21 protein-coding genes and 1 pseudogene are annotated in these 24,870 nt (G+C 59.3%); 12 read left to right on the top strand and 10 right to left on the bottom strand.

Annotated elements, in window-relative coordinates:
- Nucleotide 1 precedes the first annotated feature (1 nt).
- Nucleotides 2-1,630 carry a putative bifunctional diguanylate cyclase/phosphodiesterase gene (locus AC1DF8_RS22225; RefSeq protein ID WP_478155032.1) on the bottom strand — a complete coding sequence of 543 codons (1,629 nt, stop codon included), beginning with the start codon at nt 1,628-1,630 and terminating at the stop codon, nt 2-4.
- A 414-nt stretch (nt 1,631-2,044) separates the two neighbouring features.
- Nucleotides 2,045-2,569, bottom strand: a complete 525-nt coding sequence (locus AC1DF8_RS22230; RefSeq protein WP_162710063.1) for an RNA polymerase sigma factor — start codon at nt 2,567-2,569, stop codon at nt 2,045-2,047.
- Between the two features lie 962 nt (nt 2,570-3,531).
- On the opposite strand from AC1DF8_RS22230, the gene AC1DF8_RS22235 reads away from it, so the two are divergent.
- Together AC1DF8_RS22235 and treZ (AC1DF8_RS22240) are read left to right on the top strand one after the other, a co-directional pair.
- Complete coding sequence (locus tag AC1DF8_RS22235) at nt 3,532-5,190, top strand: glycoside hydrolase family 13 protein (RefSeq protein WP_113212605.1); 1,659 nt, start codon at nt 3,532-3,534, stop codon at nt 5,188-5,190.
- 54 nt (nt 5,191-5,244) lie between these two features.
- Nucleotides 5,245-7,215: a malto-oligosyltrehalose trehalohydrolase gene (treZ, locus tag AC1DF8_RS22240; RefSeq protein ID WP_478155034.1), complete on the top strand. Its 1,971-nt coding sequence runs from the start codon at nt 5,245-5,247 to the stop codon at nt 7,213-7,215.
- A 695-nt stretch (nt 7,216-7,910) separates the two neighbouring features.
- Here treZ (AC1DF8_RS22240) and AC1DF8_RS22245 read toward each other — a convergent pair.
- On the bottom strand, nt 7,911-8,804 hold the full coding sequence (locus AC1DF8_RS22245) for a LysR family transcriptional regulator (RefSeq protein ID WP_478155036.1): 894 nt from the start codon (nt 8,802-8,804) through the stop codon (nt 7,911-7,913).
- 105 nt (nt 8,805-8,909) lie between these two features.
- On the opposite strand from AC1DF8_RS22245, the gene AC1DF8_RS22250 reads away from it, so the two are divergent.
- Nucleotides 8,910-9,779: an NmrA family NAD(P)-binding protein gene (locus AC1DF8_RS22250; RefSeq protein WP_112543771.1), complete on the top strand. Its 870-nt coding sequence runs from the start codon at nt 8,910-8,912 to the stop codon at nt 9,777-9,779.
- A gap of 434 nt (nt 9,780-10,213) precedes the next feature.
- The gene (locus tag AC1DF8_RS22255) at nt 10,214-10,519 is read left to right on the top strand and encodes a hypothetical protein (protein WP_478155038.1); all 306 of its coding nucleotides are present in this window, start codon (nt 10,214-10,216) and stop codon (nt 10,517-10,519) included.
- Between the two features lie 179 nt (nt 10,520-10,698).
- On the opposite strand, the gene AC1DF8_RS22260 is transcribed toward AC1DF8_RS22255, so the two are convergent.
- Complete coding sequence (locus tag AC1DF8_RS22260; protein WP_478155040.1) at nt 10,699-10,824, bottom strand: hypothetical protein; 126 nt, start codon at nt 10,822-10,824, stop codon at nt 10,699-10,701.
- Nucleotides 10,825-10,896: 72 nt separating this feature from the next.
- On the opposite strand from AC1DF8_RS22260, the gene AC1DF8_RS22265 reads away from it, so the two are divergent.
- Nucleotides 10,897-11,391, top strand: a complete 495-nt coding sequence (locus tag AC1DF8_RS22265; protein WP_478155042.1) for a Crp/Fnr family transcriptional regulator — start codon at nt 10,897-10,899, stop codon at nt 11,389-11,391.
- Nucleotides 11,392-11,451: 60 nt separating this feature from the next.
- On the opposite strand, the pseudogene AC1DF8_RS22270 reads toward AC1DF8_RS22265, so the two are convergent.
- Both AC1DF8_RS22270 and AC1DF8_RS22275 read right to left on the bottom strand, forming a co-directional pair.
- Nucleotides 11,452-12,167 (bottom strand): annotated as a pseudogene (locus tag AC1DF8_RS22270) (Crp/Fnr family transcriptional regulator).
- Nucleotides 12,168-12,204: 37 nt separating this feature from the next.
- The gene (locus AC1DF8_RS22275) at nt 12,205-12,378 is read right to left on the bottom strand and encodes a hypothetical protein (protein ID WP_162738569.1); all 174 of its coding nucleotides are present in this window, start codon (nt 12,376-12,378) and stop codon (nt 12,205-12,207) included.
- A 153-nt stretch (nt 12,379-12,531) separates the two neighbouring features.
- Here AC1DF8_RS22275 and glgX point away from each other — a divergent pair, with 153 nt between their 5' ends.
- Nucleotides 12,532-14,625: a glycogen debranching protein GlgX gene (gene glgX, locus AC1DF8_RS22280; protein ID WP_113212599.1), complete on the top strand. Its 2,094-nt coding sequence runs from the start codon at nt 12,532-12,534 to the stop codon at nt 14,623-14,625.
- On the top strand, nt 14,618-16,420 hold the full coding sequence (treZ, locus tag AC1DF8_RS22285) for a malto-oligosyltrehalose trehalohydrolase (RefSeq protein WP_478155044.1): 1,803 nt from the start codon (nt 14,618-14,620) through the stop codon (nt 16,418-16,420). The genes glgX and treZ (AC1DF8_RS22285) overlap by 8 nt, the downstream gene beginning before the upstream one ends.
- Nucleotides 16,421-16,498: 78 nt before the next feature.
- Here the strand turns inward: treZ (AC1DF8_RS22285) and AC1DF8_RS22290 are convergent, their stop codons facing one another.
- On the bottom strand, nt 16,499-18,685 hold the full coding sequence (locus AC1DF8_RS22290) for a putative bifunctional diguanylate cyclase/phosphodiesterase (RefSeq protein WP_478155046.1): 2,187 nt from the start codon (nt 18,683-18,685) through the stop codon (nt 16,499-16,501).
- Between the two features lie 211 nt (nt 18,686-18,896).
- Between AC1DF8_RS22290 and AC1DF8_RS22295 the strand changes: the two genes are divergently transcribed.
- The 3 genes from AC1DF8_RS22295 to AC1DF8_RS22305 all read left to right on the top strand — a co-directional run bounded on the left by AC1DF8_RS22295 (nt 18,897) and on the right by AC1DF8_RS22305 (nt 20,384).
- Nucleotides 18,897-19,052 (top strand): hypothetical protein, encoded by a 156-nt coding sequence (locus AC1DF8_RS22295; RefSeq protein WP_183881721.1) that lies wholly within the window; start codon nt 18,897-18,899, stop codon nt 19,050-19,052.
- 382 nt (nt 19,053-19,434) lie between these two features.
- Nucleotides 19,435-19,746, top strand: coding sequence for a PepSY domain-containing protein (locus tag AC1DF8_RS22300; protein ID WP_112543763.1), 312 nt, complete (start codon nt 19,435-19,437; stop codon nt 19,744-19,746).
- A 29-nt stretch (nt 19,747-19,775) separates the two neighbouring features.
- Nucleotides 19,776-20,384 carry a general stress protein gene (locus tag AC1DF8_RS22305; protein ID WP_112543833.1) on the top strand — a complete coding sequence of 203 codons (609 nt, stop codon included), beginning with the start codon at nt 19,776-19,778 and terminating at the stop codon, nt 20,382-20,384.
- 529 nt (nt 20,385-20,913) lie between these two features.
- Here AC1DF8_RS22305 and AC1DF8_RS22310 read toward each other — a convergent pair.
- Entirely contained in the window at nt 20,914-21,273 is a 360-nt protein-coding gene (locus AC1DF8_RS22310; RefSeq protein ID WP_112543762.1) for a response regulator, read from the bottom strand.
- A gap of 486 nt (nt 21,274-21,759) precedes the next feature.
- On the opposite strand from AC1DF8_RS22310, the gene AC1DF8_RS22315 reads away from it, so the two are divergent.
- Nucleotides 21,760-22,143, top strand: a complete 384-nt coding sequence (locus tag AC1DF8_RS22315) for a response regulator (protein WP_112543761.1) — start codon at nt 21,760-21,762, stop codon at nt 22,141-22,143.
- Nucleotides 22,144-23,068: 925 nt separating this feature from the next.
- On the opposite strand, the gene AC1DF8_RS22320 is transcribed toward AC1DF8_RS22315, so the two are convergent.
- Together AC1DF8_RS22320 and AC1DF8_RS22325 are read right to left on the bottom strand one after the other, a co-directional pair.
- Nucleotides 23,069-23,389: a hypothetical protein gene (locus tag AC1DF8_RS22320; RefSeq protein ID WP_112543760.1), complete on the bottom strand. Its 321-nt coding sequence runs from the start codon at nt 23,387-23,389 to the stop codon at nt 23,069-23,071.
- A gap of 444 nt (nt 23,390-23,833) precedes the next feature.
- Nucleotides 23,834-24,367: a response regulator gene (locus AC1DF8_RS22325; RefSeq protein WP_112543832.1), complete on the bottom strand. Its 534-nt coding sequence runs from the start codon at nt 24,365-24,367 to the stop codon at nt 23,834-23,836.
- Nucleotides 24,368-24,649: 282 nt separating this feature from the next.
- On the opposite strand from AC1DF8_RS22325, the gene AC1DF8_RS22330 reads away from it, so the two are divergent.
- Nucleotides 24,650-24,865, top strand: coding sequence for a hypothetical protein (locus AC1DF8_RS22330; RefSeq protein ID WP_113207880.1), 216 nt, complete (start codon nt 24,650-24,652; stop codon nt 24,863-24,865).
- Nucleotides 24,866-24,870: the final 5 nt, after the last annotated feature.

Raw genomic sequence — 24,870 nt, forward strand, 5'->3', positions numbered from 1 at the left:
CCTAGCCTTTCGTTGCTTTGGCCAGAGACATGGCGTCGCTTGCCGACAACGGTCGTCCGGTCAGGTAGCCTTGTGCCTGGGTGCACCCATCGCGCGCGACCAACCGAAGCTGATCTTCAGTCTCGACCCCTTCGGCGATGGTCACCATGCCAAGGCTTGCGCCGAGCGCAGTCACGGCCCGCACAATTGCCGCACTGTCGGTGTTCGTTTCCAGCGTGGTGATGAACGACCGGTCGATCTTGATCTTGTCGAACGGAAACTTTTGCAAGTAGCTCAGCGACGAGTAACCTGTACCGAAGTCGTCGATCGAAATCCTGACGCCCATCGCTTTTAGCTCTCGCAGAATCGAGAGGGTTAGATCCGCGTCCTCTATGAGCGCGCCCTCCGTGATTTCCAGATCCAGTCGCGAAGGAGGAAGGCCTGAAAAAGCCAATGCGGAAGCCACGGCGGAAATCAGGCCGCTGTTTCTGAACTGAACGGGCGAGAGGTTGACGGCGACGGTGAGCTCGTCCGGCCAGCCGGCCGCTTCGGTACAGGCGGTGCGCAACACCCATTCTCCGAGCTGATCGATTATGCCGACCTGTTCGGCCACGGGTATGAACTCGACTGGCGATATGGGACCGCGATCGGACGTGGTCCAGCGGACCAGGCTTTCGAAACCGACCAGGACCTTGCCTTCAATCCTGTATTGGGGCTGGTAGACGACCGAAAACTCTTTCAGCACGAGAGCCCGCCGGAGCGCCACCTCGAGCTCCCGGCGTCTCTGCGCCTCATCGTCGAGTGCGGCGGAAAAGAAATGATAGGTTCCCTTGCCGTCCGACTTTGCCTTGAACAATGCAAGATCGGCCTTGCGGATCACCTCGTCTGGGGCATCGTCGTTCAAAGAGATACCGACGCTGGCTCCGATTTGGACCGAATGGCCCCCGATGAGGTAGGTGCGGCTGACGATTTCGATAATTCTAGCCGCAAGCGACTGGGCCGCCTCTGGTTGGGTGCCCGAGCCCTGCACAAGCGCAAATTCATCGCCGCCGACGCGAGCCAGAAGATCGCCTGGCCCGATCATCTTGGCGATGCGGTCGCCGACACGCTTCAAAAGCAGGTCACCAACCGCATGACCGAGCGTGTCATTGACCGCCTTGAACCTGTCGAGATCGACATAGAGCACGGCCGATCCTTGACGGGAGCTGGCGCCGTCACCGAGTTCAGAAAGCTTGCGCAGCAGGGCCGCGCGGCTGGCGAGACCTGTCAGGTGGTCTCGCTGCTGGCTGACGGTCATTTCGACCACATAGGAGACATCCACGAACCGCAGGCTACGGCCCGCATGACTTTCGCCGAATTCTATCAGGATGGTCCTGCCGTCCCCCATTTCGAAGAGGTGGCGATCGTCACCGCCTGCGACCGCAGCCATGATCGATCCTGTGGAGCCGGCCTTGGTCAGACCGCTTTTCTCACAGCCTGCCAGGACGTCATTCAGCATTGCGCCGACTTGAAGTCGCCCGGCGAAAAACGGGACAGCCGGACCGCTGAAGGCCACGATGCTGCCATCCGATCGGAGCCTCAATCCGGGCGCTTCGAAGGTTCCAGAGAAGTCGGCGTCGTGCCAGCATCTCTTGTCAGCAATAGCAGTCATCGGGAACACCTATGTGTAACGGCCAAAAGCCATTAGTCACCAAAGACCTTAATAAAGGCCAACGGTGGATATCACGGCAGGTCGGCATAGGTGCGAACACGAAGATGGGCTCCCCAGGTGCAGGTCGCAGTCGGCAGCAACTCTGCCTGCTGCACACGGGCAGGCTGCGATTTACGGCGCCCGGCCAGGGTCTGAAACTGCTGCTGCAGGTTGTGAAATCCGGTTACGCGGGCGGAGTGACGCCAACAGGTTTCGCATATTTTTAGCGATGAAGCGGGTAGATTGCCCGTGCCGGCGCTTTAATTGCCTGGTGGAGACCCGTTTTAGATCTCTAGGCAGCTGTCAGCTTGCCGATTCCGGGTAAGAAGGTTGCGGATGAGGCGAATTTCGCCGGTCACGCCTCGCGAGGATCTCCTATGCCATTGGAATTGTCGCCGCAGCCGTAGGATTTATCTCACCCAGTATCGCTGCCAGCGCGGATCTTGCGCGCGCGATTCGGCTCTTTGCCGTGCCCATTTCACACTCGAATGCAGCCGCGATCTGTTCGTAGGTGAGGCCGTCGAGGACCATCAGCAGCGCGTTCTTCTGGTGAAGCGGCAGGGTGGAGAGCGCCGACCAGACTTGCGTTGCGTAAAGTCCGGCCTCCTGGTTACACCATCCGGTTGTTGTCGAGCTGTCGTCGACCTCGGCAACCAGCACATGACGTTTGCGGCGGTTGACGTTATTGAGGAACGTATTTCTCATAATGGTAAAACACCAGCTTTTGAGACTTGTCCCGACCGTATATTGATCGAGATGGCCCAATGCTTTCGACAACGTTTCCTGGGCTAGATCTTCGGCATCTGCGGGATCCCTCTCGAAGCGATATGCAAATCGCCGTATTGCAGGAACCAATGTCAAGACTTCCGCCTGCAGGGATTCATTGACTGCTGTGTTCATTGCGGGATCTCCTCCGACCGACCCATCGACAATGACCATGAGCAAAGGGAGTTCCGCCCCTGTCCTATAGCGTACCGAGTTATCCGATCGGTAGCTCGCACTGCGTGCAGTATATCCGGCGTCCTTCTTGCGAGCGGTTCGACCAGGGTGGGGAAGGAGGAAAATCACCAACGCAGAGATCGTACCGCACCCTTGGTCTCTTTGGGGAAACGTCGTTTCCGCAACGTTCGCTAAGAATGGTTCCAAGTCGATGGTTGCGCGCAGGTTGCTCCGATAGACCTGGCGTAGCCTCGCACTGACCGGCATGCCAAACGTCTCTTTTGACGATGAAGCTGTCGGTCCACGGCGTGCGGCCTCATAGCAATGTGAGATTGGCCAGGTTGCCGTCGTCTAATCATCGCGCTCGCGTCCTCTTCTGCCTGTGGCCGATCGCGTGTCGATTTCGTATGTGTCGGTCAGTTCCCTCGCTGACTTGCGTTCGCTCACGCCCTGCCCTCGGCCCGCAGGCGGCGGACGGCTCGGATCTGTTCATCTGCGCTGGTGTTGACCGAACCTTGCATCCGAACCTAGTTCCAAGATTCCCGGAAGTACTATCGCGGCCACCAGATCACGATCGTCGACGTCATATACACAAAAGCCATCAACGTTGCGAGAAGTGCCCAGGCAGCGAGGCTCCGCACCCGAGGAAAGCGGCTGCTCATCGTTCGATCATGACGGTTCATTTTCATTCTCCTTGCGCCTCGCGCGGGAAACGTCTTGAAGCGAGTATTGTTTCAAACGCCTGGCGCGTTGTCCTGCTCGGCCAATGAAGCCGGAAATGGAAGTTGGGGGCGACAGAAGCGGCCATTGCATTCGCCAGCCGCGACAGCGTGCTTGGGAACGGGGAGTGGCAAACGCGCGTTCACACCAACAGCGCGACAACGCGCGTGGCGCCCTAAGGTTGTTTGAACAAGGACGTTCGCATGGTACCTTCAACGAGCCGCAACGCGTGGTGGCACACGGCGACCGTCTATCAGGTCTATCCCCGCAGCTTCGCCGATAGCAACGGAGACGGCGTAGGCGACCTGCCCGGTATCACGTCCAAGCTTGAATATCTCAAGGCACTCGGCATAGAGCTGATCTGGCTATCGCCCGTCTACGCGTCGCCGATGGACGACAACGGCTATGACATTTCCGATTACCAGGCTATCGCGCCGGAATTCGGAACGTTGGCCGATTTTGACGACCTCGTCGCGCAGGCCCGTTCGCGAGGCATCGGCGTTGTCCTCGACCTCGTGGTCAACCACACCTCCGATGCCCATGCCTGGTTCGTCCAATCGCGCGCATCAAGACGGAGCGCCTATCGCGACTATTACATATGGCGCAAGCCCGCCGCGGGCGGTGGTCCACCAAACCAACTGACGTCGTCCTTTGGGGGACCGGCCTGGACGCTCGACGAGCGGACCGGCGAATATTACCTGCATCTTTTCTCGCGCCGTCAACCGGACCTCAACTGGGCCAATCCAAACGTCCGCCACGAGATCTACCAGATGATGAACTGGTGGCTCGAACGAGGAATCGCCGGCTTCCGCATGGATGTCATCGATTATATCGGCAAGCAGGTGGATCAGAACATCGTGACTGACGGGCCGCATCTGCATGACTATCTCCAGGAGATGAACCGGGCGACCTTCGGTAACCGGGACGTCATAACTGTCGGAGAGACCTGGAGCGCCACGCCTGGCTCCGCGCTGCTTTATTCCGGGCGCGCTCGCCAAGAACTTGCCATGGTCTTCCAGTTCGAGCACGTGACGCAGCAATGGGACGAGATCTACGGGAAATGGCGCTCCCGACCCTTCGACCTCGTCAAGCTCAAATCGATCCTCGGCAAGTGGCAGTATGCGCTGGCCGAGGATGGCTGGAACTCCTTGTTCTGGGGCAACCACGATCTTCCCCGCGCCGTTTCCAAATACGGTGACATAAAGGGTTATCCGGTGGAGTCTGCCAAGATGCTGGCCACGGTCCTGCATCTTCTAAAAGGCACGCCTTTCGTTTATCAGGGCGAGGAGATCGGCATGACCAATGCTCCCTTCACCAAGATCGAACAATATCGCGATATCGAAACGCTTAACATGCACCGGCTTCATCTTGAGGCCGGCCTCTCGCCTGAAGATTTCATCAGGGGCGCAAATGAAAACGGTCGCGATAATGCAAGGACGCCGATGCAATGGAGCGCCGGCGCCAATGCCGGCTTCACCACCGGCATTCCCTGGATTGACGTCAATGAAAATTACATAGCGATCAATGCCGAGGTCGCGATGTCCGACCAACACTCGATCTGGAACCACTACCGAAGGCTGATCCTGCTCAGAAAATCCCATCCGATCATCGTCTACGGTCGTTTCCAATCCTATCTCGATCAGCATCCAGACATTTTTGCCTACACCCGTACGCTGGACGAGCAGCGGCTGACCGTACTGGCAAACTTTTCCGCTCGTACCATCACCCTTGATCTGCCGAACGAACTGCAGGGTTCGGGCCGCTGCCTCATCAGCAATTATGATCCGGTCCATAAGGTGGATGCGACAATGGAGTTTCGTCCATACGAAGCCTTTGGGATTCTGGCGCAGAGCAGGTCCTGACGGAACAAAAGCCTGAGACCGAGGTTCTCACGCCACCGGGCCGGAAGGACAGCCATGTCAGGATCATCACGCGAGACAGGCGATTTTCATAAGCGACGGGAACGGCGTTATGGCGCTGGTAGCGAATGCCTGGCCGATGCCGTTTCCTTTCGGGTATGGGCACCTGCACACTCGCAGGTCCGGCTTGTACTTGATCAGGCAGGCGACTATGCGATGCAGCCCGAGGACGGCGGCTATTTTCGGCTCGATCTTGACGGGGTGCGCCCCGGGCAGCTCTATGGCTTCCGGCTTGGCAAGGCCGAGGATCTGCTGGCCGATCCTGCCTCCCGGTTCCAGCCTCATGGCCCGGATAGCTGGTCCATGGTTGTCGACGCCGCGGGCTATTCCTGGCAGGACGGCGCCTGGGCGGGAGTCGAACCGGGCAGACAGGTCCTATATGAGATGCATATCGGCACCTTCACGCCCGAAGGCACGTACGGGGCTGCTGCCAGCAAGCTGCCGCTTTTGACGGAGCTCGGCATTACGTGTGTGGAGTTGATGCCGGTCAACGAGTTCTTCGGCGAATTCGGATGGGGCTATGACGGCGTTCTGCCATATGCGCCGACGAGGACCTACGGCACGCCAGACGAGCTCAAGGCTTTTGTGGACGAGGCCCACCGACAAGGTATCGCCGTCATTCTCGACGTCGTCTACAACCACTTTGGCGCCGGCGAGCGCTTCGAGCGGTTCACACCCCATTATTTTACCGACCGCTATACGAACGAATGGGGCAAATCGCTCAATTTCGACGGCGAGGAATGTGCAGGCGTTCGCGACTTCATTGCCGAAAATGCGGCCTTCTGGATCGACGAATATCATTTTGACGGCTTGAGGATCGACGCCACCCAGGCCCTCTTTGACAGCAGCGACGAGCATATCGTGGCGCATATTGCGCGAAAGGCGCGGGCAGCGGCCGAGCTGAGACCGATCTATCTCATTGCGGAAAACGAGCCTCAGGACACCCGGTTGGTCAGGGCACATGCCAGCGGCGGGTGCGGGCTGGATGGGGTGTGGAACGACGACTTTCATCATTCCGCAACTGTCGCCCTCACGGGCCGAAGCGATGCCTATTATCATGACCATAGCGGAAGCGCGCAGGAGTTCGTGTCGGCGGCCAAATATGGATATTTGTTCCAGGGTCAACGCTACGATTGGCAGGACGCTAGCCGGGGCCGCCCAGGCCTGGATTTGCCGGCCCGCCACTTTATTCATTTCCTGCAGAATCACGACCAGATCGCGAATTCGGGAACGGGCCAACGCGCCGGTTGGCTCGCGTCGGCCGCGCGCATGCGGACGATGACGGCGCTCCTGCTCCTCAGCCCCCAAATTCCGATGCTGTTCCAGGGACAGGAATTTGGCGCATCAACGCCGTTCTTTTTCTTTGCGGACCACCCTGACGAGTTGGGATCGCTTGTACGCAAGGGGCGGCTTGACTTCCTGCGGCAGTTTCCGAACCTCCAGGACGAGGCCTTCGGCACCACCATGCCAGACCCAGCCGAGCCGTCCACGTTTCAAGCTTGCAAGCTTGACTGGAGCGAACGCGAACGGAACCATGCTCAGCTTGCGCTTCACAGCGATCTGCTTGCTCTACGGCGACGCACACCTGCCATCGCCGCAGCATCGCGATCCTGCCCCCGCACACAAGTCGATGGAAGTGTGCTTGGCACTTCGGCCTTCCTTCTGCGCTATTTCACGCAAGACCCGGAGGAGGAGCGCCTGCTCCTTTTCAATCTCGGCAAAAGCCTACCGGTCCAAAGCGTTGCAGACCCGCTTTTTGCGCCGCCCCTCGATTGCCAGTGGTTCGTGGAATGGTCGAGCGAAGACTTTGCATATGGTGGAAGCGGCATACGACCGGCAGACCTCCAACGACGATGGGTGCTTGACGCCGATAGCGCGATAGTCTTCGCACCACGAAAATGCGAAAGGAAGTCTGCGCCCGACGGGAAGTCGTTGCGGCATTGGCAAAAATCCGTGTCTTGTCTCTAACCGCGCCTCGAAGCGGCAAGGCGGCAGAAATAGAACGTGCGGCAAGACGTCAGCGTCAGCGCAGCCGGCATTCTTTCAGTTCGACCGGCCGCCACGACACGATTTTGCCCGATCAGTTCGGCGAGCTGATGAAGACCGATCGACTTTATAAGCCAGTCCCGCACTCACGGGAGGCGTCCAGACCGGTTCGACGGCCGGACTTTTTCAGAGTGGCCATCGGGATCCATTGGTCTGTCCCGGGCAAACGAACCTGCCAGTAAGCCCATCCGTTCAGGTTCGGTGATCGTCCCATCCGGTTGACTGCCAATGCACTTGCCGCCTGCGAAAGCGTCGTAAAGTGTCGACCATTGACCACGAGTTTTCCGTTGAGGAAGCAGCCCACGAACCTCTGCCTCCCCGCCATATAAGACATCCGGGCTTCCGACCCATGCGGGACGCTGACGCCTTCCGACTGCCAGTCCATTTCCGCCTCAACTGCCCGATCGGCCGCTGCTGCCTCAGTTTTGATCACGTCTCTCACCATTCCCATTAAAGCAAGTAATGTCTCCTCGTGCAGCAAGTGGACGCATTCCGGCCGCAGGATCCGTGTGCCTATCTATGTCGCGACGGTCAACTTCCAAGATCTGCGGGTGGAGCTTTGTTCGGGCCGTGGTGGGGTCTGGCCGGCCTTGTCCTGTCGGGCCTGCCAACCTGCGTCATCTTTCCATATAACCGGCAAGCTCTTCGGGCGATCCTTCGGGAAAGGCGGCCTTCAGGTGCTCCAGAAATGCCGACACGCGTGGATTGAGGAGCCGCCGCGTCGGATAGAGTGCCCAGAGACTGGTTCGATGTCCCTGCACCTCGCCCCACGCGACAAGGGTACCGGCCGCGATCTCGGAACTGACGAACGAGAGCGGCAGAGGCGCGGCGCCGACCCCTGCGCGAACAGCGTCGCGCACCATGAAGAATGAGGAAAGGCTGAGGATCGGCCTTGCTGCGATTTGCGACAGTCCATCCGGGGTTATGACGTCCCACGTTTCGGCGCCAGCCATCGGTCCACGAACGATAGCGGGAACAGCATCGCCTGTGCGCGGCCGAGCAAGGGCCGGATTGGCGACGACGACGAGGCGATCGTGCAGGAAGATGCGCCCGACGAGGCTTTCGTCCGGCTTCGGATTGACGCGGATGACCAGGTCGTAAGCCTCTTCGACCATGTCCACCTCCCTGTCTTCCGTCGTGACCTGAAGGTGAACGGCGGGATTTTTTGCGATGAACCCGGCTGCAAGCTTTCCCATTGCGGTCTGCGAAAACAAAAGCGGCGCACTGATGCGCAAGTTCCCGCGCGGTGTCTGCGCGCCTGATGCGATCTCCTTCGCCGTTTCGTCGAGCTCAGTCAGCAGAGCGCTGGTGCGCGCAAACAATGCCCGTCCCTCCTCCGTCAGCGTCAGTAGGCGCGCGCCACGCTCGAACAAGCGCACACCAAGCTGCGCCTCGAGATCAGTGATGCGTCGTGACAGCGTGGCCTTCGGTCGGCCGGTGGCGCGGGCAGCGCGTCCGACCCCTCCGTGCCGGGCAACCAGGTTGAAATCGGAGAGTGCGACAAGGTCCATGTGCGTTCCACCTGCGAGACGGTTTGTCCAGAATTGGCGTCTATCGGTGCGAATGTGGATCGTTACGCTGATCTCTGTCAACGGAAACCAAACTGGAGTCAAACTATGACCATACTTGTTACCGGTGCTACGGGTCGGGTGGGCCGCCGCGTCGTCGACCAACTCCTCGTCCGCAACGCAACCGTCCGCGTCCTCACCCGCGACCCCTTGAACGCCCGCTTGCCGGCCAGCGTGGAGATCGCCCACGGAGACCTGCTTGATATTGACGCCATGCGCAGGTCCTTGAATGGCATTGACACGCTCTTCCTGCTGAATGCCGTCACCGGCGATGAATTCGCCCAGGCGATCATCTCGCTCAACATCGCCCGCCAAGCGGGTGTGCGTCGGGTCGTCTATCTGTCGGTGTTCGACGCCGATCGCGCGGTCAACGTGCCGCATTTTGCGGTCAAGTGGGGTGCCGAGCGCATGCTCCACGATATGAACTTCAGCGCCACGATCCTGCGCCCGACCTATTTTATCGATAACGAGGTCATGATCAGGGATGTTATCCTCGAGCACGGTATCTACCCGATGCCGATCGGCAGCAAGGGTATTGCCATGGTGGATACCCGAGATATCGGCGAGGTAGCGGCGATGGAACTGATCCGACGGGAGCAAGGCCCCGAGACATTGCCGGTTGAAACGATCAACCTGGTGGGGCCTCACACGCTTACTGGCGCGAACGTGGCGTCGATCTGGTCCGACCTGCTTGGGCGCCATATCGTCTATGCAGGCGATGACCCGGGTCCATTCGAGCAGAGACTTTCTGCCGGCATGCCGAGCTGGACAGCCTACGAGATGCGCCTCATGGCCGAGCGCTACGTCAGCGACGGCATGATACCAAAAGAGGGTGATGTCGAGCGACTGACGCGCATGCTAGGTCGCCCGTTACATTCCTACCGCGACTTCGCAGGTGAGATCATTGCCGCAGCCTGAGACGCTGCAGGCACGATGCTGGACGATACTCTCGGCGCTGGCGGCAGACGCCAGCGTTCCGCAGGGCTCGCAGCCCCCTTTGCTGCCGTCGCTTGGGCATGATCCCGATCCTGGCTGAGATCCAGATCGCCCCAGATCGATGCTTTGTGCGTCAGCGACTTTGATTTCCTGCTCTGCCTGATCTCGACGATGAACGGTCTGGTCTGGCGCATCTATCCTCCGCGGGGCAAACCTTCGGCAACGACAGCCGTGGTATCGGCCATGGGAACGGCGCCTGCGCACAAATGTTCCATGGCGCAGCAGGGAACGGTACGGTGAATCCGCGGTGCCGGATCTGGCCGAATGATCAAGGCGGCCAGGCGAGGACTGATGTGGCGACCTTGACGCCGAGGCGTCGAATAGCCATTTCACCGCCGCCGACCCAGAGGACAACCATGCGCGACTTTGTCAATGCCACATTCGGATCGTTGGAACTTGCGGTGATCGCCGAGGCACTGGAGGAGTGGCGGGTTAAAACAGGGGTCAGTCGTCAAGCTCCTGAATACGAGATCGCCGCCGCCGCTATCATGACCCTGTTTCGTCAGGGTCACAGAACGCTCCCCGGCTTGCGGGCCGCCATGAGCGTCCATAAATGGCTTTCCGAGGATATGCGATTTCTTTCCAGGTCGCATTGTAGAGCTGATTCTGGTGACGTGAGGGGCTCTTTACCTGCCATATCCGCCAAATCCGCAGGGACATAGGTAAACCTGCTCTCCTCAACGATCTGCAGGAATGCGCCGAAGCGTATGCCAGCGTACAGAAAAACATCTGCAAAATCATAATGCTATAGAATCGGCAGCCGTCGGGGAAAGCATAGGGCTGGGCGGTCGCAGCATTCGCTTGCGCCCGTAGTCGAGGCCATGCACATTTCTGAGAACGCTTACAATGGCAATCGCCTTCTCGCGCGCTTGCCCGACCATGAATTCAAAATATAGCGCCAGCGCTTCACCCGGTTGATCTGCCACGCGGCACCGTCATTGTCGGCGTCGAGCGCGTCATCGATCACGTTTACTTCCTCTGTCGCGGCATCGGATCGGTCGTCGCGGTTTCAGCGGACGGGCTGAGAGGAGAAGCGGGCATGTTCGGTCGCGAAGGCTTCTCGCCGACATCAGCCGGCGTGGGCGGCACGATCAGCATTCACGAGGTCCTGATCCAGGTCTCCGGATCCGGTTTTCGAATGTCGCTTGCAGCTATGCATTCCTTGATTAATCAAAACCCGGTCTTTGCCAATCTCCTGGCGCGATTCATTCAAAGTCTCGTCTCGCAGATCTCCTTTACAGCTTTTTGCAATGCCAATTACCAGGTCGGGGAACGTTTGGCCCGCTGGTTGCTAATGTGTCACGATCGCATGGATGGAGATGAAATCACGCTCACGCATGATTTCATCTCGCTCGTTCTGTCGGTTCGAAGGCCGAGCGTAACGAACGCGATCCATGTCCTGGAGGGCAGGAAGCTTGTCCTTGCAGAGCGCGGTCGCATCACGATCCGGGATCGAAAGGGGCTCGAAGAATTTGCCGGCGGCGCCTATGGAAAGCCGGAGCAGGAATACCGACGGCTCATTGGCGAAATCTAGGCCCCAGCACCCACCGCGTCGGTCGTCCCCTTTGCTCCAGACGGCTAGAAGGCACGCTTGTTAGAAGACACCCGTCATCAGGCGACGGTAGGCTTCCTCGGGTCTGCCGTAGGCATCCTTGGCGAATTCTTCCAGCCCGGACCTGTTTCGAATGGTGATCATGGCGCGATCGGCTCGAATAAGACGTTACCCTCCAGCATGTGAAGGGACGTCGTCACGCTCGGGCGGCGAACCGCCAGCATGAGAGCGATAAACTCATGGGTAAGGGCCAGCTCGTGTCCGGAAACCCTGTCATGGCACATGAGCAGCCAGCGGGCGAGCCTTTGGTTGACATCGTGAATCGCATTGGAAATGGCTGTATAGGCCACCTGGACGGAAAAAGCCTCGGTCGATCGAGCGAGCAGCCTGGCGAAGTTTCGGTTCTGCTCCATCCATTGGCAAAATCGGGCGGAATCGATCCGATAGCCCTCACCTTGAACTTGGACAGAAACGTCATGCGCGCTTAACGCCACGCCAGCAGCAGCGCTCGTCGGCACGAAGCCGTCAAAGCCAAAGAGGCCAGCCTCTGCCCGATGTCCGTCCGGCGTTGTGACGACGACCGAAGCGATACCAGAGGCCGGGAAATAGACGTGATCGATAAAGCCGCCAGCGCTCGTCAGCTTCAGCCCGCGAGGCAGATCGACGTGCTCGAATTCAGCCGCAAGCTGCGCATAATCTGGCTCCGGCAACAAGGCCAGAAGCTTATTTCGCATCAGGGACTGCTTAGGAAGGCCCACGGTTTCTCCTTCGGCAGTATCTGCGCCGATCGCAGCATCATTGTGACTGGTTGATCGCGTGAGGAGCCGGTTGTCCTTGCTGCTTTTCCGGCGTGAACACGAAGAAGTAGAGGCCCGCGATCGCCAGGGCGGCGATAAACAGAACCACAATGAATGACAGCATGCCGTGTGAAGCGCGGCGATCGGTGTTTTGACGAGTGGTTTTTTTCATGGCGCTCCAACCGCGCCCCACCGCGAAAGTTCCGGGCTTTGCGGCAAAAATCGCAGAACCGGCCTCTACCAGTCCCTGGTACGAAACAGGACAGGCCGGGAACTATCGAGCCCCGTGCGGATTTAGAGGCTCGCAACACCACGAGGCGGAAACATGACACAATCAAAGCTGGAAATCTTGCCGGGCGAGCATACGCGTCTTGGCGCCAATTGCGACGACGAGGGCGTCAATTTCGCTGTGTTCAGCGCTCATGCGCAGCGCGTTGAACTCTGCATCTTTTCGGACGACGGAAAGTCGGAGGTCGAGCGCCTTGTTCTGCCGGAGTTTACCAATGAGATCTGGCACGGTTACGTCCCCGGACTGAAACCAGGTACGCTTTACGGTTTGCGCGTGCATGGGCCTTACGAGCCCCAGAACGGTCATCGCTTCAACGCCAACAAGCTGTTGATCGATCCCTATGCAAAGGAATTGGTCGGGGACATCCGCTGGGGGCAAGCCCAGTTCGGTTACCAGATGGACAACGACGACAAGGATCTTTCCTTTGACGAAAGCGACAGCGCCGCATTCATGCCGAAATGTAAGGTAGTGGATCCCTCCGCTTATGACTGGGGAAATGACACCGGGCCAGCGATCCCCTGGGCCAGGACGATCTTTTACGAGACACATGTCAAGGGATTTACGCAACTGCACCCGGCGGTGCCAGACAAGCTTCGCGGCACGTTCGAAGGGCTCGGGCAGCGGGCAATCGTTGACTACGTAAAGAGCCTCGGCGTCACATCGATCGAACTGCTGCCGGTCCACTGGTTTGCCGATGATGCCCATCTTCTCGACAAGGGTTTGAGAAACTACTGGGGCTATAATAGCCTCGGTTTCTTCGCGCCGGCCTCCCGCTATTTCGGCCCRCAAGGCATTGCCGGTTTTCGTGACATGATCCGCGCCTTTCATGACGCCGGCATCGAAGTCATCCTCGACGTCGTCTACAACCATACTGCCGAAGGCAATGAGTTGGGTCCTACCCTGTGCTTCAAGGGCATCGACAACTTTTCCTATTATCGCACCATGCCGGACGAGCCGCGCTACTACATCAACGACACGGGAACCGGCAACACAGTCAACACCTCACATCCCCGCGTGCTGCAGATGGTCACCGATTCATTGCGCTATTGGGCGCAGGACATGCATGTCGACGGTTTTCGCTTTGATCTCGGCACCATCCTTGGTCGCGAGCCCGAAGGTTTCGACCAGCGCGGAGGGTTTTTCGACGCCGTCGGCCAGGACCCGGTCCTGGCGAAGGTCAAATTGATCGGCGAGCCTTGGGACATTGGCCCTGGCGGCTACCAGGTTGGGGGATTCCCGCCGGGATGGGCGGAGTGGAACGACAAATATCGCGACACCGTCCGTGACTATTGGAAGGATCAGGATGGAACCACGCAGGACTTTGCCGCGCGCGTTCTCGGCTCCGGTGATGTCTACGACCTGCGCGGACGACGACCATGGGCCGGCGTCAATTTCATCACCGCCCATGACGGCTTCACGCTGAACGATCTCGTTTCCTATAACGACAAGCATAATGAGGCCAATCAGGAGGACAATCAGGACGGTCACAGCGACAATCGCAGCTTCAATTACGGCGTGGAAGGACCGACCGAGGACGAGGGTATCAACCTCGCCCGAGAGCGACAGAAACGCAACCTGCTCGCCACGCTCTTCCTGTCGCACGGAACGCCCATGCTGCTGGCCGGCGACGAATTCGGCCGCAGTCAGATGGGGAACAACAATGGTTACTGCCAGGACAGCGATCTCAGCTGGGTGCACTGGGACGGCCTGCCTGCAAGCGCCGAAGCGCTGCGCGAATTTACAAAAAAACTGATTGCATTGCGCCATGCACAGCCGATCCTGCGACGCGAGAACTGGCGCGATGGCATGGTCGTCTCGTGGCTCAATCCCGGTGGCGGGGAGCAGACCGACGAACAGTGGGCTGATGCGGGCAGCACGACCATCGGCCTCAGGCTGGAGCGACGCCAGACAGAACGAGACAGCGGACTGTGGGAGGACGTGTTGATCCTGTTCAACCCACATGATGGCGATGTTTCCTTCTTGCTTCCGCAAATCGACAGCGGTTGGACGGTCGTGCTTGAGACGGCCGATCCGGACGGCCACGCCCGAGCGGTCGACGGCTCGAACTACGTTCTCACCTCACGCAGCCTCGTGGTCCTGAAGGCAGGCATCGGTGGCGATCATGACTGAATACGACTTTGGCCCCCGTATCGCCGGGGAGGCCGTGCATTTTCGCCTTTGGGCGCCACTCCAGGCCGAGGTCTTTCTGGCGATTGAAGGTGGCGAAACAGTTCCGATGATGCGCTTTGACGATGGCTGGCACCGCTGCGAGATCGAAGGCGCGACGCCCGGGACCGCCTATTCTTTCATCCTGCAGGACGGTGTGTTCGTTCCCGATCCGGCTTCGCGATACCAGCCGCGCGATGTACATGGTCCGAGCGAGGTCGTCGATCCTAACGGCTTCCAATGGAAAACCGGGAACTGGAGTGGTCGCAGCTTGGAGGATCTCGTCCTCTATGAGCTGCACGTCGGCGCATTTACCCCCGAAGGAACCTTCGCCGCTGCCATCGATCGCCTCGACCATCTAAAATCGCTCGGCGTGACGGGCATACAGATCATGCCGATTGCCGATTTTCCCGGTCGTCGCGGATGGGGCTACGATGGGGTGTTGCCCTACGCGCCCGACAGCAGCTACGGCCGTCCTGAAGAGTTGAAACGGCTCGTCGACGAAGCCCATGCGCGCGACATCTGTGTTTTCCTGGACGTGGTCTATAACCATTTCGGCCCGGATGGAAATTACCTGCCGCTCATGGCGCCGCTTTTTACGGACCATCATAAGACGCCCTGGGGCAACGCCGTCAATTATGATGGGGAAGGCTCCCGGCTGATCCGGGAGTTCGTCGTTCAAAACGCCATCTACTGGATCAGCGAGTTCAGGTTCGACGGTCTGCGCCTCGATGCGGTTCACGCGATCAAGGATGGCTCCAAGGAGCACCTGCTCCACGAGTTGGCGCGGCGCGTGCGCTCGGCAGCCGGTGAACGAAAGATCCATCTCGTCGTCGAGAATGAAGACAATGATGCTTCGCTTCTCGTTCGCGACGACGAGGGTCGGCCACGGTTCTATTCGGCGCAGTGGAACGACGATGTCCATCATGTCCTGCACGTTGCCGCGACCGGAGAAACTTTCGGCTACTATGCCGATTATGCGGATGAACCGGAAAAGATCGGGCGAGGTTTGGCGGAAGGTTTCGTGTTCCAGGGGGAGCATATGCCCTATCGCGGAGACGAACGGGGAACGATCAGCAAACATCTGCCGCCCTCCGCATTCATCTCGTTCATTCAGAACCATGATCAGATCGGCAACCGGGCTCTTGGCGACCGCATGGTCGCCAGCCGGCCCGTCGCCGTGCTTCAGGCAATTGCTTGCGTCTACCTTTTGTGTCCGCAAGTGCCGATGATTTTCATGGGAGAAGAATGGGGTGCTGAAGAACCCTTTCCCTATTTCTGTGACTTCAACGACGATCTCAACGAGAAGGTCAGGTCCGGCCGCCGCCAGGAACTCTCCCGCCTGCCCGGTTTCGACGCCGACGACTTGCCGGATCCGACAGCGGAGGCGACCTTCGCCTCGGCGAAGCTCGACTGGACGAAACGCGAAACGGACAGAGGCAGACAGTGGCTGGAGTTTTATCGTGGCCTGATTGCGTTGCGCCGGAAGCATATCGCGCCGATGGCGACAGGGGCAACCGTTAGCGGGCGATATCGCGCGTCGAACGGGGGCGGCCTGAAAGTCGAGTGGCAACTCTTTGATGGGCGAAAGCTGCAGCTTCGTGCCAACCTCAGCGAACACGCTGACAAGACCGATGAAGCGGCAGCCGACGAGCAGATCTTCTTCCAGTTCGGCTCGTTCGTATTGGGTCGGCTGGCTCCATGGTCGGTCGTCTGGTCCTTGGTCTCGTCGCCCCAGGTCCCGAATATGCAGGAATGAGCGATGGCAGCCTGGATAGCGCATGCGTCGCCGCGGCCTGTCTTTGCTTGGACGACAGTCACAAGATCCACCGTTGGATCAGGCAAGGCCCGTTAAACGCGCCATATCGGATCCCTCGAGTGCCGGCGTCTTCACCATCGCGTCGATCCCGGCGGATTCAACGGGCCTCGACAGGAAGTACCCCTGGATCTCGTCGCAGCCAAGCTCGGCCAGTCGTCTGCTCTGGCACGCCGTCTCTATTCCCTCGGCCGTGGTCTTCAGGCCTCGGGCATGGGCCAGGTCGACGATCGCGTGGACGATTGCTTCGTTGCTGCCGGCATCACCCATCTGATCGATAAAGCACTTGTCAATTTCGATCCGGTCGACGTCGAGCGCCTGAAGCCGACCGAACGAGGAGAAGCCGGTGCCGAAGTCATCGAGCGCGAAGCGCACGCCGAGCCGCCTTAAGGCCTCGATATTGCGTCGGCATGTTCCGTCATCGTCGATCACGGCGCTCTCGGTAATTTCAATTTCAAGCCTGCGGGGATCGAAGGCGTGCCTGTTCAGCGCAGCGGTGACACGCAGCGCATAATTGTCATGGCGAAGCTCGATTGGGGATGCATTGACGGCTAAACCGAGGTCCGGCCAGCGCTTGGCCGCATGGAGTGCCGTTTGAAGCACGAGGTCGCCCAGCCGGTCGATAAGCCCCGCCTCTTCAGCAATCGGAATGAAGACGTCTGGGCAAATCATCCCCTTGGCGGGATGTCGCCAGCGGGCAAGGGCTTCCACCGAGATCATCCTGTTGTCGCCGGCCAGGTAGACGGGTTGGTAATGGACCTCGATCTGACGGCCCTCTGAAAGGGCCGCGCGCAGGTCTTGCTCCAATGCGCGTCTGGCGCTGATAAGGCCCTCCATGTGCTGCCCAAAGATCGCGTAGCGGTTTCGTCCTGCCGCCTTGGCGTGATAGAGTGCGATGTCGGCTTGGCGAACGATCGCCTGTGCGTCGCTGGCCGCGGGCTCTGCGAAGGCAATACCGATCGTAAGCCCGATCAGGATCGGCTGCCCATCTATTTCGAAGGGCTGGCGAATCGCGCCGATCAGCTTCTCCGCAAGCGCCTCGACGGCGTCTCGTTGTTCGGCCGGCGCCACGGCCGTGAATTCGTCGCCCCCGATGCGCGCCAAGAAGACATCAACCCCTGCAACCGCGCTCAGGCGCTTCGCCACATCTGCAATGAGCTTGTCGCCGGTCGGGTGTCCAAGCGTGTCGTTGACCTGTTTGAAACGGTCGAGATCGAGGAACAGCACTGCAGCCTGCCCCGCCGCCAGGCGCCGTGATACTTCCGCGGTAAACGAGGCGCGGTTTGGCAAACCCGTCAGGCTGTCAAAATGGGCAAGGTGAAATAGCCTGCTCTGGCTGTCCATGAGACGCTCGGAACGTTTGTGCAGCACCAGCGCAAAGCCTGACACCACGGCAAGCAGGAGCAGCGCACCTGCGACAAAGACGGGTTCCGTTTGCCTGAGCGCACGCGTTCCCGGCCGGAACGGCGTCCAGCTGAAAAAGCCGAGGGGATCGCCGGCGGTCGATTTGATGGGATAATAGAGCCGCTCGGCGTGACTACCCTTGGCTCGCTCATAACGCATATCCGCAAAGAGATATTCTGCGCCCATCGTCTGAGCGAAATCACCATCGAGATAGCGCAGCGCTATATGGATTGCTTCGGTGCCTTGGACCTGCGCCAGATCTCCGGTGTCGGATATGACAGGTTTTGCGCTCAGGATGGCCGGCCTTCCGGAGATGGCGACGATTTCAGACTCTCCGATACTCAACGTCTGTTCTGTCTTGCCCTGCTCATCTCCCCGAGCCAATCTCTGCCGGAGCTTTTCGGCCAAGGGGACGACATAGGTATCGACCTTCGAGAACGCCTCGGCCGCGCCAGGTGCGTCGGAAAGATAGGAAAAGATCGGTGATCCGCTCGCATCGAGGACGAAGGCACCATCATGGCCGAAATAGGTCTGCATCCACCGACCAAGGTTGGCATTGATCCATTCCTGGTCGCGCGCGGCAACCTTGCGCACGGCGTCGTCCCAGACCGTGGCGCTTTCCTGGTCGTGAGCGATCGCCGCTTGCTGTTTTCCGACAGTCACATCGACAAGCCGCTCCTGGCGGGCAATCGACATCTGGTCAGATTGTCTGGTGGCCCACAGCATCGTGGCATAGATTGAGCCCAGGATCGCGCCCGCAAGCAAGCTCGGCAGGACGATCCGCATCGGCAGACGGGTCTTCATGAATTGCATTGCTGTCGCTCGCATCCCAGTGACGAGAGCAGTAACCGCGATCGGTTAAAAATATGGGAAAATACTAATGTACGAAAGCGTACGCAAGGATCGACAAGCCGCAGGGCGAGATGACAACTGAGGCGAGCTCGGCCTTTGCCGGGTGGACTCGGCGTTTTTCCTTGCCGGCGCAACCTTTCGTTTGATCAATAGTTACGCTGGCATGAGCAATACCGAGGTAAAGACCAGCCGGAGCATGATCAAGTTCGTGCTCACCATCTTCATCATCGCGATCCTAGTCGCACTCACCTATCTCCTGTTTTTCACGCCCGGGGAACCGACCCCTGTCGCGCAGAGCGTGAATGAAGTTGCCCGCTGATCCTCAGGAACGAGCGGCACCGGAATGCCTGAGTGCCCTGCCAAAGGCTGTCCAGCTCGTGCGAGGACAGGATCGGCGGCCTCAAACCGAATGACTTTCCCGCATGCCTTACTGCCGAACCCGATATCTCGGCAAGTCCATTGCACGCAGCAGCGATTGTCTGGTCGACCCGTGGCCGTGGCACCGGAAACCGCCACTTTTTCGATGCCACGAGCGTAGCCCAGATCATTCCGAAGGCCTTCGTTCCCTTACCGTCGCTGCCGCCCGGTCAATGCTTCCGCCTTTGCCGCGCTACCCTGCAAAGCGCTGTGCAATCAATCGCCTAAGATCTGGAACCTTTTGCTTTTCTTGAAGTTTGTGTTGAGCAAACGAGGAGACCATCATGCATAAGATCGCGCTAGTTTCGCTTGGCCTGCTGCTTTCGCCAATCGCCGCCTTCGCCCAGAGCGAAACCCCGGCGACGTCGCAGACCACGCCGGCCGTCAACACTGAACACAATCCTGGCGCGCCCGTCGCTGGCAAGAACAGTTTCACCGAAGACCAGGCCAAGTCCAGGATCGAAGCGGCTGGCTATACCGATGTTTCAGGCCTCAAGCTCGATGACCAGGGCGTATGGCGGGCAAGTGCCAAAAAGGACGGCAAGGAGTCCGGCGTCTCTCTGGACTTCCAGGGCAACGTGACAATGGCCAAGTGACACTGAAGAACCAGATCGAGGATACAAACATGCAGACGATTACGGGACTCTATGACAGCTACGACGATGCCAGGGCGGCCGTTCGGGCGCTGGAGGATGCTGGCATATCTTCGGATGATATCAGCATTGTGACGAATAAGGCCAATGGTGCCGAGGTGGAGGGACAGGGAAGCTATGCTGCCGAAGGCGCGGGCACAGGCGCAGGCGTCGGTGCCGTGGCCGGTGGCGCGGGTGGTCTACTTACAGGCCTGGGCCTGATGGCGATACCGGGGGTTGGACCAGTGGTGGCTGCGGGCTGGCTTGTGGCCACCGCCGCTGGTGCAGCTGCAGGCGCAATTGCCGGCGGCGCGGTCGGCGGGATGGTCGGGGCAATGATCAAAGAGGGTGTTCCCGAAGAAGAAGCGAACTTCTACGCCGAAGGCGTCCGCCGCGGCGGCTCGGTCGTTACCGCAAGAGTGGACGAAACTCGGCTTGCTGAAGCCAGGACGATCCTTCATCAGTCTCGGCCGGTTGACTATAACGCACGCCGAGCCAGCTATCAGGCGCAGGGCTGGAGCCGCTTTGACGAGACCGCGCAGCCCTACACGCGCGAGCAGATCGATGCGGAGCGTCAGCGTTACGGCTCGAACCGCGTATAAGCGATAACGCATTTTCCAGATCTGGCGGCTGTTGCGGCCGCCAGATCATTTCGGGTAAGATCACGGTGCCGAACGTGCCTGGAATCCAGATCACGGGAAACGCCTTCGCCCTCTGTTTAAGCCGACGCTTCTTTTCAGGCGCCGCGAAATAGGTTTCAGCTACAACTCCCCCCGCCCCTTCCGCCTCTATGGCATAACCGCGTGCCTCGATCCTTTGCCGCGGGCATGACGTCGCCGATGCCGGCTTTCGTCTCGAGCACGATCTCAGGCATGCCGGTTCCATATGACGGCGTCCCATGTCTCGATAGGCGCGCCTCTTTTCAAGAACCGCGGACCATCAGCCGGCTGAACGTCAATGAGTGCCTTGGACGGGAGAGCGGCCCGTCCGCGTGTCTTTGGCAGGGCCGAAGATGACATGTCCGAGGCTAGCCGGCATGTCCAGATCATTGCCCGGTCTTGGACAAACATGATCCGCATCCTGCCTTTCTCGACATTCAGCTTCTTCGGCGGGGACCGGTCTTGTCTATGCCTATTCGATCGCGGAGCGCTGCGCAAACGCTCTCGCCAGGCTTCGGCGGACAGCGCTGTCGGAGAAGGGCTTTACGATGACGTCGAGCGACCCTTCGCGGCCAGAGCCGACGGCCCCTGGCGCGCCAGTGACGAAGATTACCTTGATCTGGAAACGGTCGATCAGTCGGCGCGCCAATGCAGCACCGCTTGGTCCGTCCGAAAGACTAAGATCGACAAGTGCGGCATCCGTACGCGGAGCATGGGCAAGAGCCTGCTCCAGCGTCGTAACGAGCCCAACGACCTGGTGCCCCTCCTCCAACACGATCCGTTCAAGGTCCGCGGCAATGATCGGCTCGTCTTCGACGATAAGAACGCGCACTATTTCCTCCCTGACTTCACGCCGCCCGTCCCGTCATTTCCCGTCACGGCATCCGTAACGATGGACCTCCCCAAGCGGGGCTCGAGCTTATAGCGGCGCACCCTCTCACGGCAGTCGGCGAGCGACGGATCCATAACCTGCACAGCCATTGACTGTTCCCATTCCTCGAGCGTTCAAAGAGATAATTTTGAGGGGCGAACGTGGATCGGCATGTCGCAAAATGTTGGATGGCGGCTTGATGAAAGCTGTTTTATTGGGCGCCAGAGCTGTCGGAGCGCCGCGCTTGCTGTATGTCAGGAGCTTGATCGGATTTTGCCGACTGTCGCGGCTCGCGCGCTCATCGCACTCACAGGCCCGCGAGGAACTTCTTACCCTTTTCCGGATTAGGCGCTTATCGGCCTTGTGGCTGCGATATAAAGGACAGAAGGTGAGATTCGGTACGAGTTTTAGAATTCGAGCACTGAAGCGAGACGAGGTTAAAAGCCAATGGGCGCCGAAATCGATCGCCTTCTGAACGGCAAGCGCGTCCTGATCGTCGAGGATGATTATTTCATTGCCGACGAGACGCGACGCGCTTTGGAAAGCGCCGGGGCAATCGTCATCGGCCCGGCCTCGTCAGTCGAAAGCGCACTCGCCCTGATCGACAGCACTACGCCTGATGGCGCCATTCTCGACATCAGACTGGACGGAGAACTGGTGTTCCCAATCGCCGAGCGGCTCCAGGAGACTGGGATACCGTTCGTCTTCGCAACTGCCCATCTTGGAATCAACATCCCGGAGCGATACGGGGGTTATTACCTCTCTGCCAAACCGGGCGCACTGGATCAGATTGCGATTGCGCTGTTTAAACCTCGCTCTGCCGATCATTGAGCAACACTACTGCCGAGGCCGCACGACATCCAGGTATTCGATCGCCGTGTATTCGATCGCCGTCGCCTCTTCGCTGTGATAGGCCTGGGGCGAGGTTTCAGCTTCTCTGCCCGGATACGCCAAATAGGTCCAATCTTGATGACGTCTTCCGACAAGGTCCCTCATCATCCTGCTGTCGATATGCGTGCATGCCGTGAGGCGGATTGACGAGCGGGTCTGAGATTGGCCGCGAGAACCCTGAATGCGTGCGGCGGGGAACTGATCGCTCGGCAACAGTCGTGTAAGGCTCGCACTGCTGTCGGGGCAAATCCGGCGAAATTGTCCTGGCTACCATCCCGCTTCGTGGGAACAAGTCATCCTGGTCGAGGTTGCGTTCGCGTGAGACGATGGTCCCCCCTTCCCGACCTCCGGTCCGATACCGGCGTCGCCTCCACCTAGATGCCCTCTGGCATTCCTCCCGGCCAGGGGGCATCGCAAGTCGCAGATCAATGAAGTGCAGCTACAGATAAGCGCTGGTGGTGTAACGCGCGCCGACCGGAGTCGTCCTGTGATCCCTTCATCGTTCACGCGTTTGACTGTCAATGGCGGTTTGTGGCTCCCGACTGCCCTTGATCGTCTTTCAGGGTATATGCGCCCCGGCCGAGGCTCCTTTTGAACGGTGCCTCGCCAGCAATGGTATAGCTTGTCGCTCGGGCTCGGGCAGGAACGTGCGTTGGTGTGGATCCTCCTTGCACTCGAGCGTCGGAGACCCGTTCGGCTTTATTATCAACGATGAAGGACGTGGGGTGACGGCTGGAGGTGCCCCTGATCGAACCGGCAGCCTTCATGACATCGAAACGAGGATCTGAAGACCTGGGCGTGGCCGATGGCCTTGAGAGAAGGCAAATCAGCTGGAGGAGCAGGCTGCTCCTCCAGCTGGATCAGGTTAATTGTTGTGCGCCGAGCAGGCCTCGTCCATCGGCGTTGCGTTGCTGCTGCCGCCCTGCGTCTGCAGGTTGCCGGTGCCAGTGCTGCTGGCAGCTTCGTTGCCGTTGCAGTTTGCGTTGGCTGAACCATTGGAGCTCGTGCTGCCGGTTGTGGTGTTATCGGTAGACATGGGCTTCTTGACGTCGCTGGACGCGCCGCCGCCGGCATCGTTCGTGTTGCGGTCGATGGTGGCTCCTGTCGGCGCCGGATTGGACTGGGCCAGGGCCGGACCAGCAAGGCCGAGAGCGAAGAGAGACGCGATAATGATTTTCGTACGCATGTGATTCTCCAGGGGTTTTGCGTTGGTTGCAAGGTGTCAACCTCGATTCGGGCTCATTGTTCCGCCTTAAGACCAAAACGAATGCGGGGCAGCCAATCTCACGGTTTAGTCAGACGCAGGCGGCGCCTCGGAACCAAGTTCAGCTCTGTCGCTGCGTTCGAACGAGGACGGGTTCTGATGTTATCCAGGATCAATCGGTTGCTCCTTGCAACCGCGCTGATGACAAGCTTGGCCCATGCATCAGGCTCGGGCGTTCAGCACCGGGACTGCGCCATAGCCCTTGACGACAGCGGCTCCTGCGTCCCGGTTCTCGGGACATGAAGGTTTTTCGCCGGAAGAAAAGACGGGATGCTCGGCATCTGTCGCTGAGCCGGTTGATCTTGAGAGCACCGAAACCACAGATCTCGATGCTCGCAAGCAGCAGTCATGGCTGACGCCGTTTTGCTAGGCCATCAGCTTTAGAAGTTCCAACCCTGCCGTCGGCTTCGCGACAAAGGTGACGCCGGCGGCGACATCCTTATGCGAGAGCTTTACCAGCCCTGACGTCACGATTACCCGCGTCGACGGCCAGGATATGCGCACCTTGGCAACGAGCCCAAGGCCATCCATGCTTCCAGGCATGTCGATATCCGTATAGAGCGTGTCTATGACGTTGTTCTTCAGAAGGACAAGCGCCTCATCGGCATTGGCAGCCTCCAGCGTCCGGAAGCCGGCTTGATCGAGAAAGTCGACAATATTGTAGCGAAGCTGATGCTCGTCCTCGACAACGAGGACACTGCGCGGCTCGTTTTGCGATAGCGCCAGCCTCGGACGCTCTATCACCTCCCTGCCGTCGGCGGACGCCTGCGTTTTTTCCAGGAGGTCGCGCTCAAGTACGGCTTGGCGCCAATGGATCTCATCCTGGCCAAAGGGTTTGCCAGCCTCCTCCCAAAGAGAATAGGCACGCTCGGCGATCCATTCGTTGCGATTGTTGCTCATCGGTACCATCCCTGTTTTGACCCGGCTATCAAACGTTTTCTGACCGCTCGAGTTCCCAGGCTACGGCTTGGAATGAGCGTCTGTACGATGGCAGACATTGCAGTGCTGTCTCCCGGAAAATAGCGACGTCACGGCCCCGCTGGGGACGCGACCTTTGGCTCGTTCGTCCGTCGATGTAAGCCTCGATGCTCGGTGCTAAGCATCACGACCATCAGAACGACGCGAGGCCTGGAACTTGCGTGTGGTTTGGGTGTTCTTGCAGCGAAGGGAGTGGCGACGGCAATGGAAGCACCGATCATCATCGACCAATATATCGAAATCTACAGGCAGGGCGGGCTTACCGCTTTGAATGCGACCCTTGGTGCCATGGGAGCGGACCATCGGGCGGACATTCTGGCTGCGTTGGAACGGATAGGCTTTCAGATCGAGTGGCACGTGGAAGCCACAGGAACTCGATCCGGCATCGTCTGGGCAGGTCCCGATCCGCGTTCTGGCTGAGCCTG

Source organism: Rhizobium sp. 05N49 (genome assembly GCF_056396805.1).